The organism is Primorskyibacter flagellatus, from assembly GCF_014638275.1.
Taxonomy (GTDB): Bacteria; Pseudomonadota; Alphaproteobacteria; order Rhodobacterales; family Rhodobacteraceae; genus Pseudooceanicola; species Pseudooceanicola flagellatus_A.
This window is the reverse complement of sequence record NZ_BMFJ01000001.1, coordinates 2,781,495-2,796,860: the sequence shown is the minus strand read 5'-3', so window position 1 is coordinate 2,796,860 and position 15,366 is coordinate 2,781,495. Positions and strand designations below refer to the sequence as shown.

16 protein-coding genes are annotated in these 15,366 nt (G+C 66.5%); 3 read left to right on the top strand and 13 right to left on the bottom strand.

What is annotated here, in order from left to right:
- Positions 1–37 precede the first annotated feature (37 nt).
- The 3 genes from IEV87_RS13840 (at position 38) to IEV87_RS13830 (ending at position 4,130) form a co-directional block, all read left to right on the top strand.
- The gene (locus IEV87_RS13840) at positions 38–805 is read left to right on the top strand and encodes an ABC transporter permease (protein WP_188478234.1); all 768 of its coding nucleotides are present in this window, start codon (positions 38–40) and stop codon (positions 803–805) included.
- Between the two features lie 72 nt (positions 806–877).
- Positions 878–3,136 carry a glycoside hydrolase family 99-like domain-containing protein gene (locus tag IEV87_RS13835; RefSeq protein WP_229737576.1) on the top strand — a complete coding sequence of 753 codons (2,259 nt, stop codon included), beginning with the start codon at positions 878–880 and terminating at the stop codon, positions 3,134–3,136.
- Positions 3,129–4,130 carry a hypothetical protein gene (locus tag IEV87_RS13830; RefSeq protein WP_188478233.1) on the top strand — a complete coding sequence of 334 codons (1,002 nt, stop codon included), beginning with the start codon at positions 3,129–3,131 and terminating at the stop codon, positions 4,128–4,130. Before IEV87_RS13835 ends, IEV87_RS13830 begins: the two co-directional genes overlap by 8 nt.
- An 11-nt stretch (positions 4,131–4,141) precedes the next feature.
- On the opposite strand, the gene IEV87_RS13825 is transcribed toward IEV87_RS13830, so the two are convergent.
- The 13 genes from IEV87_RS13825 to IEV87_RS13770 form a co-directional block, all read right to left on the bottom strand.
- The gene (locus IEV87_RS13825) at positions 4,142–5,491 is read right to left on the bottom strand and encodes a polysaccharide biosynthesis/export family protein (RefSeq protein WP_188478232.1); all 1,350 of its coding nucleotides are present in this window, start codon (positions 5,489–5,491) and stop codon (positions 4,142–4,144) included.
- Positions 5,492–5,704: 213 nt separating this feature from the next.
- Positions 5,705–5,905 carry a hypothetical protein gene (locus tag IEV87_RS13820; RefSeq protein WP_188478231.1) on the bottom strand — a complete coding sequence of 67 codons (201 nt, stop codon included), beginning with the start codon at positions 5,903–5,905 and terminating at the stop codon, positions 5,705–5,707.
- Between the two features lie 147 nt (positions 5,906–6,052).
- On the bottom strand, positions 6,053–7,789 hold the full coding sequence (locus IEV87_RS13815) for a DUF2793 domain-containing protein (RefSeq protein WP_188478230.1): 1,737 nt from the start codon (positions 7,787–7,789) through the stop codon (positions 6,053–6,055).
- A 739-nt stretch (positions 7,790–8,528) separates the two neighbouring features.
- On the bottom strand, positions 8,529–10,643 hold the full coding sequence (locus tag IEV87_RS13810; RefSeq protein ID WP_229737575.1) for a GumC family protein: 2,115 nt from the start codon (positions 10,641–10,643) through the stop codon (positions 8,529–8,531).
- A gap of 161 nt (positions 10,644–10,804) precedes the next feature.
- On the bottom strand, positions 10,805–11,026 hold the full coding sequence (rpmE, locus tag IEV87_RS13805; protein ID WP_188478229.1) for a 50S ribosomal protein L31: 222 nt from the start codon (positions 11,024–11,026) through the stop codon (positions 10,805–10,807).
- A gap of 11 nt (positions 11,027–11,037) precedes the next feature.
- A complete protein-coding gene (rplS, locus tag IEV87_RS13800) occupies positions 11,038–11,421 on the bottom strand; it encodes a 50S ribosomal protein L19 (RefSeq protein ID WP_188478228.1) in 384 nt (127 codons plus the stop codon).
- 558 nt (positions 11,422–11,979) lie between these two features.
- Positions 11,980–12,771: a tRNA (guanosine(37)-N1)-methyltransferase TrmD gene (gene trmD / locus IEV87_RS13795; protein ID WP_188478227.1), complete on the bottom strand. Its 792-nt coding sequence runs from the start codon at positions 12,769–12,771 to the stop codon at positions 11,980–11,982.
- Positions 12,772–13,272, bottom strand: a complete 501-nt coding sequence (gene rimM / locus IEV87_RS13790) for a ribosome maturation factor RimM (protein ID WP_188478226.1) — start codon at positions 13,270–13,272, stop codon at positions 12,772–12,774.
- A gap of 8 nt (positions 13,273–13,280) precedes the next feature.
- Positions 13,281–13,415, bottom strand: coding sequence for a hypothetical protein (locus IEV87_RS22990; RefSeq protein WP_269902647.1), 135 nt, complete (start codon positions 13,413–13,415; stop codon positions 13,281–13,283).
- 50 nt (positions 13,416–13,465) lie between these two features.
- Positions 13,466–13,876 (bottom strand): 30S ribosomal protein S16, encoded by a 411-nt coding sequence (gene rpsP, locus IEV87_RS13785; protein WP_188478225.1) that lies wholly within the window; start codon positions 13,874–13,876, stop codon positions 13,466–13,468.
- A 48-nt stretch (positions 13,877–13,924) separates the two neighbouring features.
- Complete coding sequence (locus IEV87_RS13780; protein ID WP_188478451.1) at positions 13,925–14,224, bottom strand: chorismate mutase; 300 nt, start codon at positions 14,222–14,224, stop codon at positions 13,925–13,927.
- A 1-nt stretch (position 14,225) separates the two neighbouring features.
- Positions 14,226–14,828 (bottom strand): GNAT family N-acetyltransferase, encoded by a 603-nt coding sequence (locus IEV87_RS13775; RefSeq protein ID WP_188478224.1) that lies wholly within the window; start codon positions 14,826–14,828, stop codon positions 14,226–14,228.
- Entirely contained in the window at positions 14,828–15,328 is a 501-nt protein-coding gene (locus IEV87_RS13770; RefSeq protein ID WP_188478223.1) for a GNAT family N-acetyltransferase, read from the bottom strand. Before IEV87_RS13770 ends, IEV87_RS13775 begins: the two co-directional genes overlap by 1 nt.
- Positions 15,329–15,366 lie beyond the last annotated feature (38 nt).

The following is a 15,366-nucleotide window of genomic DNA, read 5'->3' as shown; positions in this document are numbered from 1 at the left end:
TGGACCTATCAAGAAAGGCCTAACGTCGGACGCCAAAATGCAGAAAACCGGGGCAGGGCGGGCCATCTTCGCCCTGATAGTGCGAGAAATCGCAACGAGCTACGGACGCACGCCCGGTGGTTATCTCTGGGCGATTCTCGAACCGCTCGGCGCTGTCATCCTGATGGCAGGCGTCTTCTCCCTCGCTTTCGACTCGCCGCCTCTCGGCCGGGATTTCGCGCTGTTTTACGCCAGCGGATACCTGCCGTTTGCCTGCTACTCCGACCTCAGCCAGAAGATTGGCGTCGCGCTGCGCTTCTCGCGCCCGCTCATGGCTTACCCGGCGGTCACGGCGACCGACGCGCTGGTCGCGCGATTTCTTCTCAACACGATCACCCATGCCCTTGTCATCGCTTTGATTCTTGCCGCGATGATCATGTACTTCGGAACCCCTGCACCCATGCTCGGGCCGCTGTTGCTCGGGGTCGGGCTGGCCGCGGTCCTTGGTGCCGGACTTGGTGCGATCAATGCGGTTCTCTTCGAATTCTGGCCTGTGTGGGAACGCCTGTGGGCGATCGCCAACCGCCCGGTTTTCATCCTGTCCGGCGTGCTATTCCTGCCGGACGCGGTGCCCGCGCCGTACGACGACATGATTTGGCTGAATCCGCTGGTTCATGCGGTGACCGCGATGCGGATCGGTCTCTATCCCGGTTATGCCCCGGACGGTTTCGATCCCTTCTACCCACTCGCGGTCGGGGGAGTGCTTCTCGTCGTGGGCCTGCTCGTGCTGCGCCGCACCGCGCGCGATCTGACATGGCAATTGTGAACCTGGATTCAGGGCGGGTTAACCGGCAGGGGGTAGAGTGGTGGTGGGAGAGGGACTCGTCAGAGGACCCGAATGTCAGGTGCAAAACTCTTCCTGGCGCGCTGCCGCAAGGTGGCCCGCCTGGCTTTTATGGGGCCGTCCGGTCTCCTCTATCTCTGGTTGCTGCATCGAAGCGGCCTTTTCGACGCGGATTTCTATCGGCGCGGCAATCCCGGCCTGAACCGCCTGTTCCGCATCTTCCCCATGCGCCACTATATCCTGTGGGGGGAGGCAGCCGGTCTTTGCCCGGGTGCGGAGTTCGATCCTCAGGCCTATCTCGACCTCCACCCGGACGTGGCGCGGGCCGGGATGCCTCCTCTGCGGCACTTTCTGACCCTTGGCCGGGCGGAGGGACGCTCTCCGCGCAAACGCCCCGTACCGCGTCTGCCACATGTGCCAAAGACGCACTGGAGGATCGATCCCGCCCGAAAAACGCACCCCTACGCGCTGCATCTCCACATTTACTACCCGGACCTCTGGGGTGAATTTGCCGACCGATTGGCCGGGCTCGACATCGCGATCGACATCTATGTCACCGTGACCTGGCGGGGTGACGAAACGGCTTGGCTGATCGATCAGATCCGCGACCGGTTCCCCGACGCGCATGTCCTTGCCGCAGCCAATCGGGGGCGCGACATCCTGCCTTTCCTGAAGCTCGTCAACGCTGGCGTATTCGACGGCTACGACGCCGTCTGCAAGCTGCATACCAAGAGATCTCCGCATCGCGAGGATGGTGATGCCTGGCGGCGCCAACTCGTCCGCGGGCTCCTGCCGGAGAGCGGGGTGCGCGCGCCCCTGTCCCGCTTCCTCGCTGACCCGGACGCGGCTTTCTGGGTGGCTGACGGGCAATGCTACGACGTCCGCGACTGGTGGGGCTCCAATCGGGACAAGACCGCTGCGGTCCTGCGCCGCGTGGAACTCGACGACCTCGTCGCCGATCTGCGATTCCCCGCCGGGTCGATGTACTGGGCCAAACCTTTGATGATCGGAATGATCCGCGCCCTGCGCCTGACCGACGACCTGTTCGAGGTCGAGGACGGACAGACCGACGGCACCCTCGCCCATGCGGTGGAACGTGCGATCGGCGGCCTTGCCCGCGCCGCCGGACAGGACATCGTCCAGGCAAAGGACCTCTCCCGCCCGCCGCCGGTCCCGCGCGCACCCGCCTTTGTCTCCGCATTCTACCTGCCGCAGTTCCATCCGATCCCCGAGAACGATGCATGGTGGGGCGCCGGTTTTTCCGAATGGCGGGGCGTCGCCGCGGCCACCTCCGTCTTTCCCGGCCATCTGCAGCCAGCCAGTCCCGGCGCGCTCGGGTATTACGACCTGCGCGCGCCAGAGGTCATGCAGGATCAGGCCGCGCTCGCCCGGACCGCCGGGATCGATGCCTTCTGCGTCTATCACTACTGGTTCGGCGGGAGGCGCCTGCTGGAGAAACCCCTGGACCGGCTTCTGGAAACGCCGGAAAGCGACTTCCCCTTCTATCTCTGCTGGGCCAACGAAAGCTGGCGCCGCAACTGGGACGGGCTGAGCGGTGAGATCCTGATCGGACAGGACTATTCCCCCGGCTTCGAACGCCGATTGGTCGAATCGACCCTGCCCTACATGCGCGACCCACGGTACCAGCGCCCCGATGGCCACCGCCCCCGCTTCATCATCTACCGCCCAGAGGACATGCCCGCCCCGGAGCAGAACGTCGCGCGCATGCGACGCGCCTGGAAAGAGGCCGGGATCGGCCCCGTCGAACTGGGCGCGGTTTGCTTTCACGTCGCGGGCGACTCACCCGTCCCGCCCGGCGTCTTCGATTTCTGGGTCGAGATGCCGCCGCATGGGCTGGTCGACGGCGCCGCCTACAGGTTCGGCGGCCCGCTCGGCAACACGCTTGGCGCAAACGGGCCCGCGCCGGGATTTGCCGGGCTGATCTATGACTATGATGCCGTCGCCCGTCGCAGTCTGTCGCCGGCCTACCGCTCCGGCCTGCCCCCGGACACCATCGTCGGCATCATGCCCGGATGGGACAACACGGCGCGACGGAAGGCCCGCGCCCACATCGCCCGCGGCGCCAATCCCGCGACTTTCCGCCATTGGCTGCGACGGCTGGCCGACGGGCCGCTCGCCACCTCCTACAGGGGGGAACTGTTCGTGAATGCCTGGAACGAATGGGCCGAAAAGGCGATGCTGGAACCGACGGAGCAGTTCGGCCGCCTGAATCTCGACGCGCTCGCGGAATTCACCGCCCCCCCCCGGCACCTTGCCCTGCCGGATCAGACCGGAGCGATCGGCAATGGCTAGGCTCGTCCTGCACATCGGAACCCACAAGACCGGCACGACCCTTGTGCAGAACCTGCTCCGCGACAACGCGGACAGGCTTGCGCAGAGCGGGCTGATCTATCCGGTACTCGGCAGGCACTCCGGGCACCACGGACTGCTGACCGACTGGATCGCGTTGCCCCCCGCCTACACGCTTCCGCTAGGCGGTCGCGGCACACTGGAGGCGCTGGCAAGACAATGGCGCGACACCGACCGGACCCTTGTCCTGTCGAGCGAGGAGTTCTCCCGCGCCGGCGGTCGCGGCGGCCATGTTGACTATGCAGAACTGACGGCGATCTTCGGTGGCTACGACATCCGCGTCATCTGCACGCTTCGGGCGCAATGGCAGTTCCTGCAGTCGGTCTACCTGGAACTTGCCCGCTCCGCTCCGCCGCCGCGCCCCGCCGATCTTGTGGCGCAGGCGCTGGAAACAGGATGGATCGACGGCCTCTGGTGCAACTATGACCGGATGGTCGACACTCTGTCCCGCCACATGGACCCGTCCCGAATCCACCTGATCGATTATGCCGGTGCGACGGCCAGCGCGCAGGGCGTTCCGGGTCATATCCTGCAGGCCATCGACCCGGCCATCGATCCGACGACGCTCGCGTGGCCCGAGGGTCGGCGCGCAAATGTCTCGCCCGCGCCCCTGCCTGTCTGGGCCGCCCACGTTGTTGCTGGTGGCCCGGCGCCTAGCCCGGCCACCAGTCGCGCGGCGGAGGAGAGCTTTGCTCTGGAATATGGCCCCGACCGACCCGGCTGCCTGTTGACCCGTGATGAAGTCCGCCGGATCTCTGATCATTTCGCCCCGTCAAACCAGGCGCTTGCGCAGCGCGTCTCACGGACCCAGCCAGGGTGGACCCTGACGCAGCCAACACCGTCGCAGGATACGCTCCACCGCGAGGACATAACCGCTGACCTCTGGATTCGCATCGCCCGCCGCCTGTCCTTCGCGGTGGCGGAGGATGCTGCTTGACCGGGTTGGGATCAGTTCGTGGCCAGGGTCGCGCCGCCGGTGATGAGCGACGGGATGATCTGTTTTACGACGCGATGCCATCGCGTGACCGGCTGTTCCGCGATGAAAACAACGTCGTTCGGACGCAGCTCCATCCGGGTGGCGAGCGTCAGGTTCGCGGCATTGCGCGCGTCCAGATGCCACGCGGTGACCGCGCCGAAATCCGCCGGATCGCCAGAGTCGCGCAGAACGTAGATCTGCCCCGGATTGGCCGTTTCGTTCAGAAAGCCGCCCTCGCTGTACAGCGCATCTGCCAGCGTCGCCTGCCGCCCGAAGGGCAGCGCAAAGCGGCTCGGCTTGGCAACTTCGCCGGTCAGGTAGACATAGTCGCGCTCGACCCCGTCAAACTCCATCCGGTCGCGGAAATTGTCGCGCTGTTCCTGAAGCGAATCGCGGCGCAGGTTCACCTCGGCCTCAAGCTCGGCCAGCGCCTGCGACCGCGCGCGCTGCCGGTAATCTGCCAGTTCGATCTGTTCGGAAAAATAGGCCTGAGCGCGCTCAAGTTCGAATTCCGTGTCCACGAAAACGCTGTCCCCGTCCATCAGCCGCAGCTTCTGCAGGTTGGGCTGGGACAGGTAATCGGCCAGCGGAATCTGGTAAAGCGTCCCGTCGCGGTACAGCCGGATGGAGGCATAGTCGAGGTCGCGGGTCGCGATCCCCCCCGCCGCCGCAAGCGCCTGGTCCAGCGTCAGCGGAGTCAGCGTGATCGGCACGACAGTGGCCTCCGTCACAGCGCCGCCAATGGCCACCCGCTTGGAGTTGAATTCGGCGATCTCGACACTGAAGGAGGGGTCGATCTGGTTCTCGACAAGGCGCTGGAACAGGGCGGTTTCCGCCTCTTCCAGCGTTCGGCCGGCGACCGGGACCCGCCCGATTTCGGGAATGGCAATCGCCCCGTCGTCCTGCACGGTATAGCCCTGACGCCGGTTCTGCGCGGCGAGCAGGCCGCTCAGCTCCTCGACGGTGGAGGTATTTCCGCGCGTCGCGATCAGGAGGACGTCGCCGATCCCGATGGTATAGGGCCGCATCGGCGCCTGCGGCGGCACCCTGAGCGTCAGCGCGGCCGGTCTCTGCTCCGGCTCCAGCGCGGCAGGGGGCGTCGCCCCGATACCGCGACCGGCCGATGGCCCGCCGGCAGCGGCGAAGAAGACTGCGGGCAGTTCCTTGGGGCTGTAGCTCGCGCGGTTTGCGGCCAGCACGGTCTGAGGGGTCAGTTCGAGGATCCGGACCTTGCCGTCGCCGTCGGTGACGCGCGGGGACATGTAGACGGCACCGCATCCCGAAAGAAGGGCAAGGGCGAGGGCAGTGATAAGGTATTTCATGTCCGGTCCTGGGAATTGGCGACGACCTTGTTTGGGTCAATCCCCAATTCGTTTCAACCCCCGAGCGCGGTTGTCGGGAAAAACCAGGGTCTCCGTTGCCTCCGGGCGCTTTTCCGCCGCCGTGCGCGTGGGGACCCAATGACAAAGGCCCCGCTGCGGGGCGGGGCCTTTGTTCTGAATTCGATCGGTCCGAAGACCAGTCCGGCGTTCGGATCAGGTGCCCGAGGAGCTGTCGTCGGCTGCGACGATCACGGCCAGAACGGCGACGGCGGCCACGACGGCAACCGGCGACAGAGCGGCGCTTGCGAGGCCGGCCTGGGTGGAAACGGTCGGCTTGGAGGCCGATGCGTTGTCTGCGGAAACTCCGGTCGCGGCCAGGGCGGCGACGAGCGAGAGGGCTGCGATGCGCTTCATTGGGTACTCCTCAAGATAGGTTGCATGCTGGTTTGGAGAGTAGTGCAGGTCGTGCCACGCAGCAACAATCTATTTCCCACGCGTCATTTTTCGCGGCGACGGGCGGCGGACTGGTGCCCGATCGCTACGCAGCGTCGCGCGGCAGGGCTAGATTTCCTTGACGATCAGCGTATCCGGAGCCATCGCCACCACCCCGCCGACCACATCAGGCACGGGCACATGAACCAGCGCGGATCCGCCGGTCACACGCTCTGCCACCGCGAGGGGCTGAGCCCGGAGGGAGACACCGGCGATATGTACGCGGTGATCGGGCCCGGTGTCGGGATGCCCGCCCGAGCCGCCGGGCAGGTTGCTGACATTCGGCCAGAAGACCACCCGGATCCCGACCGTACCGGGCGCAAAATTCCCCGCCGCGTCGGTGCCGGAGAGGTCGATGCCGCCGACATGCGCGCTGAGCTGATACCAGCGATCGGTTTCGGCAAGGTGAACCCGGTCCGCGAAGCTGCGCTTGGCGCCGGTGCCGGGCGCGGTATTGGCAATCGCCGTGCCTGCGGGCCACGTGCCGCCGCCGTCGCCGGGGTTGCCGAGCAACGCGGGCAGGGGGGAGGAGAGCGTGACGACATGAGTCGTCTTGTTCACCCCCGCGATGGCAAACAGGTCATGCCCGACGATGCGGCTGTAATGGTCGTGCCGTCGCCCGCCCGCCGAGATGTAGCCGAAGATCAGGACGCCCCGCGCCTCCGCGTCGTTGTCGCTGTCGTTCCAGCCGCTTGCATCGGCGAGGTGGATCTCCGTGTCGCCCGGCGAAAGCGGTGCGGCAAGGACGGTCAGGCTGTCGGTCCCGCCGTCATGAAACCGGACGTGGTGGCGCGGCTCGATCACCAGCCCGTCCGGGTCAATGCACTGGATGCCGACGGACTGCTCGTGCCGGTCCTCCTCCGCATGGGCGGACCAGTCGCCGGGCAGACTTTCCTGACGAAGATAGGCCTGCAGGCGGTAGCAGAGGTTGGGGTCCACGGCGATCGTTTCGACCATTTCGACCGGCCCGGCGTGATACCCGGCATAAGAGAACGCGGCGGGAAGGTGCGGCGTGATGGCGGGGTCACGGGTCAGGGCGGAGGGGTAGTTGTAGCCGGTGCCAAGGCTGTCCATCCCGTTGGTCACAAGGTCATGGCCGGCGGTCAGGTAAGCGCGTGTCACAAGGTCCTCGGCCCCGAAAGCGGGATCGGTCAGACCACTGACGCCGTTGGGAAAAGTCACGGTGCCCGTGGCGGGGTCGGCAATCAGCGCGGTCTGGAAGGACGCACCGTCGCTGCTCACCTTGACGGAGAATCCGTCGCTGCCCATGGTCCCCATCTCGGCCCGGCCGGAAAACCCGGTCTGAAACAGCAGGCTGGCGGTATTTGCGGACCCGGCCTTGTTCACCTTGAGCCGATGACCCGCGCCGTCATGGCTGAACAGGCTCGCCTGAGCTGAGAGGGACAGGCGGTTGGTCGAATTCGCAGTGGCGTTGACGCCGATCCACGGCAGGTTCTGGAGATCGCCCTGAGCGGGAACCCAGGTCGTGCCGTCGTGGCGCAGCGCGTTGGACTGGTCGCGCACCCAGGCCAGCCAGCCTGCCTGCGGTTCCAGAAAGAGCCAGGCGCCATTGGCAAGAACGGCGAGATCACCGTCCCGCCCGCTCCACGCGCCGGAGGCTCCGGCGGGCAGGAGATAGCGGTCGCCCTCTTCGGGCTGCGCGGGCGGTTCATCTTCCGTCGCGCTCAGGACGGAGAGCTGGACCAGCGCGTCCAGACGCTCCAGCGCCTCGTTATGGGTGACGTGTTTTTGGGCCTGCGACGGCTGGATAAAGGGCAGCGACAGGTTGGCGGACCGATCGGACATGAAGGACTCCGGGGCTGTGACGTCCCGGCACACTCCGCCAATGTGGTTACCAAATCCCTGCACCACCGCGCGGTGCCCCTGCTTGCGGCTTGCAGCCTGGCAGTCCGCCCGCATCGCGCCTGTGCTTCGGGGTGCAGTTATGGCCAGACCGAGAGGACAAGTGCACCGCCCGTCGCGGCTCAGGGCCGCCATGTCGGGCTGGAGTTCAGGCCCCGTTTGGCGCGGCGGGGAGACCCGCAAACGGCAGCGCGGTGCACAGGCTGCGGCGATGGCGACCAGGGTTTCCCGACGCCGGACAGCCCGCCGGAAGACGAGTTAGGCGAAAGGTAAGGATTGTCTGCAAAGATAAGAGTGAGACGAAGAGGAGACGGGACAGACGAAAGAGGAGTTGAGACAGACGGGAAACTTGTGGGCACTGAAAAGCGGAAAGGATCGAGGCTCAGGGCACGTAACACGTCGGGCGGAGTGGCGACGGCCGCAAAAGTGCCCGACCGGAGGCGGAGGAGAAACCGGCACAGGCAGAATGTGGCGGTCGTTCAGATCGTCGGCCGGTGCAAACCAATCGGATCGGTACGATCGTGCACTCCCTTTGCCTGTCGTTCGGGTCAGACCAGCGACGGAGCCCTTCAGAACCTGGAATGGCCTGAACCGGGCTGCCGGCACATCAGTCGCAATGACCCGCCTCTCGTCGCAGGCCCGGAAGGAAGGCGGAGCGGCGCCTGGGTCTCTGTAGCCCCTGCTATTCGGAGTAGTAGCTGTCGTACGCCTTGTAGTCGCCGTAGCCGTAGCGCTTCATGCCCTTGCCGTCGATCTGGGTCAGAACCAGCCCGGACACCTTCACCCCGACATTGGCGAGCGACCGCAGCCCCTCTGCCACCTGCCGCCGGGTCGTGTGGTCCCATCTGACCGCGTACATGATGGCGTCGACGAATTGCCCGATCACCCGCGCGTCCGGCACCGGCAGAACCGGGGGCGTGTCGACCACGACGTAGTCATAGTGCTGGCGGCAGTCGTCCAGAAACGCCTGGAACCGTTCGGAGGAGAAGAGGTCCGCGGCGTTCACCTTGCTCTGCTCGCCGATCAGGACGTCGCAGTTCAAAGCCTCCACATGCCGCACGGCGAGCGAGAGCGGGACCTCGCCCGAGAGCACGGCGATCAGCCCCTTGTCGGTGTCCAGTTCGAAATATTCACGGAAGACGCGCTTGCGGATGTCGCCTTCGATCAGAAGCACGTTCTTTCCCAGCCCGGCGAGGTTCTGCGCCATGGCGAGCGACTGCGTGGTCTTGCCCTCTCCGGGGATGGAGGAGGTGGACATGATGACCTTGGGCGGGTTGTCGATATCCGCCAGCAGGATAGAGGTCCTGAGGTTGCGCACCGCCTCTGCCGCCGCCGAATTCGGTTTTTCCGCCAAGTACTTGAGCACGTTCTTCCGGCGCCGCGATGCGATCAGCGGGATCTGCCCGATGACCGCGATCCCGGCCAGTTTCTCCAGCGCCTCGGGCGCGCGGAACGTGTTCTGCGCCGCCTCGCGCAGCAGCACCAGACCGGCCCCGCCGAAGGTGCCGAGCACCAGCGCCATCGCCATGATGACCGTCTTGCGCGGCGCGGAGGGGCCGGAGGGCACGACCGCATGGGACAGCACCCGGCTGTCGGCCTGCTGGATTCCCTCCTGCACGCTCATCTCCTTGAGACGGCCGAGGAAATGTTCGTAGATCAGCCGGTTCGCCTCGGCCTCGCGCTGGTATTGCTGGAGCCGGACAAGCTCTGTCGACTGGCGTTCGATGCGCTTGTCCAGTTCGATGATCGACCGGTCGAGCACGGCAAGCTGCTGCTTCGCGCGGATTGCCTCCTGCTGCGCGCGCAGGCGGAGGTCCTCGTAACGGTCGTTGAACCGGTCCTGCGCCCGCGGATCCCCGGCAGAGGCATCCGGCAGCAGGTTCACCAGCAGCGTGTCCTCGGCCTCGCGCGCGCGGATCTCGAACTCCGCCCCGCTGTTCGCCTCCAGCCGCGCGGCGGCGGCTTCGGACGTGGCGAGCGTCTCCTCCAGCCCGGACCGCCGGTCCCGCAGTTCCTTGATCTGGCGGTTCATCGCGAACAACCCCTCGGGGCTGATCAGGTCGGTGCTGGTGGAGAAGGACTTGAGCGCGGTTTCCGCATCCTCGAGCTGGATGCGCAGTTCGCTCACCCGGTCGCTCAGCCACTCCGTCGCCTTTTCGGTGCGCTGGAATTTCACGTCGACCTGATCGTCGATGTAAAGCTCCGCCAGCCGGTTCGCCATCTGCGCCGACTTCCGGCGGTCCCGGGTCACGACGGAGATGCGGAACACGAAGGTCTGGCGCACGTTGGAGGCCGAGATCACCTCGGTCACGTTGTCGACGACGTCGTCGCGGACCGCCTCTGCATCGGGCTCGTCCCCGTCGCCGGGGCGGATCAGCGCGACCAGCCTGGACAGGGAGAACCGCGGCGGCGGGATCAGCGCCGGGTTGAATTCGGGATCCTCGGTCAGGTTCAGGTCGTCGACGAGGTCACCGATCAGGCCACGGGAACGCAGCACCTCCACCTCGGTATTGAGGGAGGACTGTTCGCTGGACAGCCCCGTGACCACGCTTTCGATGTCGACGATCTGTTCCTGCCGGCTTTCCAGCGCGATGGTGGCATGCGCGGTATAGACCGGAACCGCAATGAAATAGGCGTAGACGAAGCCCACGATCAGCGCCAGAAGGGCGACGCCGATGACGATCAGCTTGCCGCGCCAGATCGTGGCGATCAGGTTGGCAATGTCGACCTCGCGGTCGGATGTCGCTGAAAGGGTCGCTGTATCCGGCTTCGGGCTGGTCGACATCTGTCCGTCCATGTGGCTCTGGTCCCGCTGCTTCCCACACCTTCCGCGCGAAAGCAATTGCCGGGGCGGTCAATTCGCGGCGAAGCGCCGTGGCGTTCCCGGGCGCCACGGGGCGCCGGAAAAGCAGAACGCCGCCCCGGGGGGCGGCGTCCGTATCGTCAGGCGCGGCTGGCTCAGAAGCCGAGGCCGGCGTACTTGTTCTTGAACTTGGACACACGGCCACCCGCGTCCAGCAGGCGCGAGGACCCGCCGGTCCAGGCCGGGTGCACGGAGGGGTCGATGTCGAGCGACAGCGTCTCGCCTTCCTTGCCCCAGGTGGAGCGCATCTTGACCACGGTGCCGTCGGTCATCTTGACGTCGATGAAGTGGTAGTCCGGGTGAATGTCTTTTTTCATCGTGCCGATCCTTACGCTTCCGCGCCCGCTTTGGGCTTGTAGTTGGACACCTCTGCGATCCGCGCGGATTTCCCGCGGCGCGAGCGGAGGTAGTACAGCTTCGCACGGCGGACCTTGCCGCGGCGCACGACTTCGATGCTGTCGATGTTGGTCGAGTAGAGGGGGAACACGCGTTCCACACCCTCACCGAAGGAGATCTTGCGCACGGTGAAGGAGGCGGCGATGCCGCTGCCGTTCTTGCGCGAGATGCAGACGCCTTCGTAGGCCTGCACGCGGGTCCGCGTGCCTTCGGTCACCTTGTAACCGACACGGATGGTGTCACCCGCCTTGAAGTCGGGGATGTCTTTCCCCAGGGCGGCAATCTGTTCCGCCTCGAGCTGTGCGATCAGGTCCATCGCAGGTCTCCTACTATTCCGCGGTTTTCCCGCGATGTGGGTGTTCCCTCAGAACTCCGGTCTTCTGGTCGGGTCCGCCGTGGCGCCCGCCGGAGGGTCAGGTCACTGTCTTCTTTGCTGCGCCGCCGCCCCGTGCGGATCCGGCGAAGACACCGGGGCAGGGAACAGGCGGACGGTCCGGCGGGCCGATGGCCCCGGACGGGCGGCGTATAAGGCGGATTCGCGTTTGGATCAAGAGGGAAAGGGCGTCCGGCGCGCGGGCGCTGCGGGTCGGGGGGATCCTCGGATCAAGTCCGGGGATGACGGGTGCTTTTGGTCTGCGGTCGCGAGACGGGCCGCGCAGCCCGGCAGGACATTGCATCGGAGCAATCCTGAAACAGGTGCCCGGTCCGGAACAAGGCCCGCAGGGCCGCCGGACCATCGCCCGTCCGCCCCCTCGGGCGGGCGATGCGTCACCGTTTGCGCGCGGATCGATCTGAGTGCTTCCACGACGGGATAAAACGGCGACCACATTCGGTGCCGCCCGCCCGGCGGACGGGCGATGGTCCTCCCTTCCGCCTAGCCCTTCGCCTTCTCGTAGGCCGCCCAGAGATCGGGCCGCCGTTCCTTGGTGATCCGCTCCGCTTCGGCCTGCCGCCACTTCGCGATCTCGCCATGGTTTCCGGACATCAGCACATCGGGAATCGCCCGCCCGGCCCATTCCGCGGGCCGGGTGTACTGCGGATGTTCCAGAAGGCCGTGAGAGAAGCTCTCCTCCTCGGTCGACACCGCGTTGCCCAGAACGCCGGGCAGCAGGCGCACCGTGGCGTCGATCACCGCCTGTGCGGCCAGTTCGCCGCCGGTCAGGACGAAGTCGCCGAGAGAGACCTCCTGAATGCCGAAATGGTCGATCACCCGCTGGTCCAGCCCTTCGAACCGGCCGCAGATCATCGTCACGCCGTCCGCCGTCGCCAGCCGCCGCGCCATCGCCTGATCGAAGCGCGGCCCGCGCGGGGAGAGATAGACGAGCGGCCAGCCGCCCCGCACCCCCTGCATCGCCATCTGCACGGCCTGCCCCATGACGTCGGCGCGCAGCACCATGCCCGCGCCGCCGCCCGCAGGCGTGTCATCGACGTTGCGGTGCTTGCCGTCGCCGAACTGCCGCAGGTCGATGGTTTCAAGCTGCCAGAGCCCGTCCTTCAGCGCCCGTCCCGTCAGGCTTTCGCCAAGCACACCGGGAAAAGCCTGCGGAAACAGGGTGATGATGCGGGCGGTCCAGACATTGGCCAGAACCTCCGGCTCTTCCATCAGGGCGCGCGGCTTCAGGGTCGGGCGGATGGACTTGCGGCCGTGGGAACGTTCCGGGGGCATTCAGAACAGCCCCTCGGGCGGGTCCGCGACGACCTTGCCGCCGGCGAGGTCCACGGTCGGGACGCAGACGCGCGTGAACGGCAGCAGCACGGTGGCTTTCAGCCCCGGCCCCATGATTTCGAGCAGGTCGCCCGCGCCGTGGTCATGCACCGCGCGGATCACGCCGATCTCGGTCCCGCCGGTGTCGACGACCCGCAGGCCGATCAGGTCGGCGTGGTAATATTCCTCGTCCTCGGGGACGGGCAGGCGGTCGCGCGGGGCGAACAGCTGCACCCCCTTGAGCGCATCCGCCTGTTCCTTGGTCTCCACCCCGCCGAGCCAGGCCGCGAAGCCGTTGGAAATCGGACGGGAGAGGGTGACGGAATAGGAGACGCCGTTGTCGCCGGTCAGGGGGCTGTAATCGGCAATCGACTCCGGATCGGCGCAGAAGCTTTTCAGCCGCACCTCGCCGCGGACCCCGAAGGCCCCGGCAATTGCCCCGACACAGACCTGATCGGCCATGCTGTTTCCTATTCGCACAGGATGTCGCGCAGGACACCCGCGTTCTGGAGACACTCCTCCGCCCGCCGCTCACGCTCGTACAGCATGCCCGCGCCAAAGGCGACGGCCAGCAGGATCATGAGCCGGACAGGGCGGAACAGCATCTGACGTCACCGGACGGCCCCCGCGAAACGGGCGGGGGCCGGTGCCTGCATCACTCTGCGGTTTCTTCCGCTGCGGCTTCCTCTGCCGGTGCCTCGGCGGGGGCGGCAGCTGCTTCGGCAGCGGCGGCTTCCTTGGCGGCCTTGGCTTCGGCGCGGTCCTTGGCGGCTTTGCCCGGCTCACCCTTCTTGGGGTTCGAACGCTCTTTCTTCTCGACCACACCGGCGGCTTCGAGGAAACGCGCGACCCGGTCGGTCGGCTGTGCGCCCTGGTCGAGCCAGTGCTTGCAGCGGTCGATGTCGATCTTCACGCGGTCTTCGGAATCCTTCGGCAGCAGCGGGTTGTAGGTCCCGAGCTTTTCGATGAAGCGGCCGTCGCGGGGCATGCGGGAATCCGCGGCCACGATGCGATAGAAGGGGCGCTTCTTGGAGCCGCCGCGGGCGAGACGAAGTTTCATGGCCATTGTGTTTTCTCCTTTGAATGGCTTGGGTCAGGCGGGCCGCAGCCCGGCCTATGATTGGTGCTGGCGGTGGTGCCGGATGACTTCCTGAATGATGAAATTCAGGAACTTCTTTGCAAAATCCGGGTCGAGATCGGCCTGGATCGCAAGCTCTTCGAGCCGCGCGATCTGCGCGGACTCACGGGTCGGGTCCGAGGGCGGAAGGTCATGTTCCGCCTTCAGTTTCCCGACGGCCTGGGTGTGCTTGAAGCGTTCGCCCAGGGTATAGATCAGGATTGCGTCCAGCCGGTCGATGCTGGCGCGGTGATCCTTCAGCAGTTCGGCCGCGCGGGCGACGACATCGTCGGTCATGTCAGTCAATGGCGTATCCTTTCGGCTTGAACAGCGGGTTCTGGTAGGAGCGGATCTCCAGCTCGATTCCGTCGGCCAGCTGGCTGTTGGACAGCTGCCGGGGAGAGGGGTGGCGGTAGCAGACGTCGTTGCCGTCCACCGTCGCGGCCTCCGGATCCGGGCGCGCGCCAAGCCGCTCGGCGAGGCGGATGGAGTCGAGGTTCTTCGGGTCGAGGTAGCTGACCGCCCCGGGCCAGCCGAGCCGGTCGTAGAAATAGCCGCGCGCCGCATGGGTCGCCTCGAGCGCATAGCCACGCCCGGCCGTGTCCGGCCAGATGATCCAGGCGATTTCCGCCTCGGGCCATTGCGCAGGCTTCCAGCCGCCCGCCATGCCGAGCGTCCGGTCGGAGGCGCGGTCGTGGATCATCCACATCCCGTATCCCCGGATCTGCCAGTGGCCGATTTCGGCGGCGTAGAGCATCCAGGTCTCGTAGCCGTTCAGCGGCCCGCCCATGAACCGTGAACGGTAGGACGAGAAGGTGTGCTTGAAGTTCGGGTAATCCTCGGGCTCGGGTCCGCGCAGGATCAGCCGTTCGGTTTCGATCACGGGAATGCGGTAGGGCATCAGTGCACCCTCCGGTGGCGGTAGACGACGTCCGTGTCGTCATGCCGGTCCGCCGCGTCGTCACGCACCGCGCCAAGCCGTTCGGCCAGGCGGATCGACCGCGCGTTGTCCCGATGGATATAGCTGACGAGACTGTCGGCCTTCAGCGCGTCAAAGGCCCAGTCCCGTGCCAGCGTGGCGGCGGCATGGGCCAGCCCCATCCCTTCGAACCCGTCCAGCAGGAACCACCCGATTTCCCGTTCGGGGAAATGCGGCGGCTGGCTGACCGCGATCTGACCGGCAAGCCGCCCGTCCGGCGTCTCGACCGCCCAGCCTCCCTGACCCTGCAGGACCCAGCTTCCGACCTCGGACGCGAAGCCATACCACAGGTGCGTGGGCGAGGAGGGCCGGTCCATCAGCGCCGCGCGGGGAGAGCAGAAGAAAGCCCAGTAGGGCTCCATATCCTCGACCCGATGCGGGCGCAGGGTGACGGTGGCGTTGGACAGGGTCGGGGCGATCATCGCACGCCCCCCTTGCCCCGGCGCGGGACCGCGCGGGG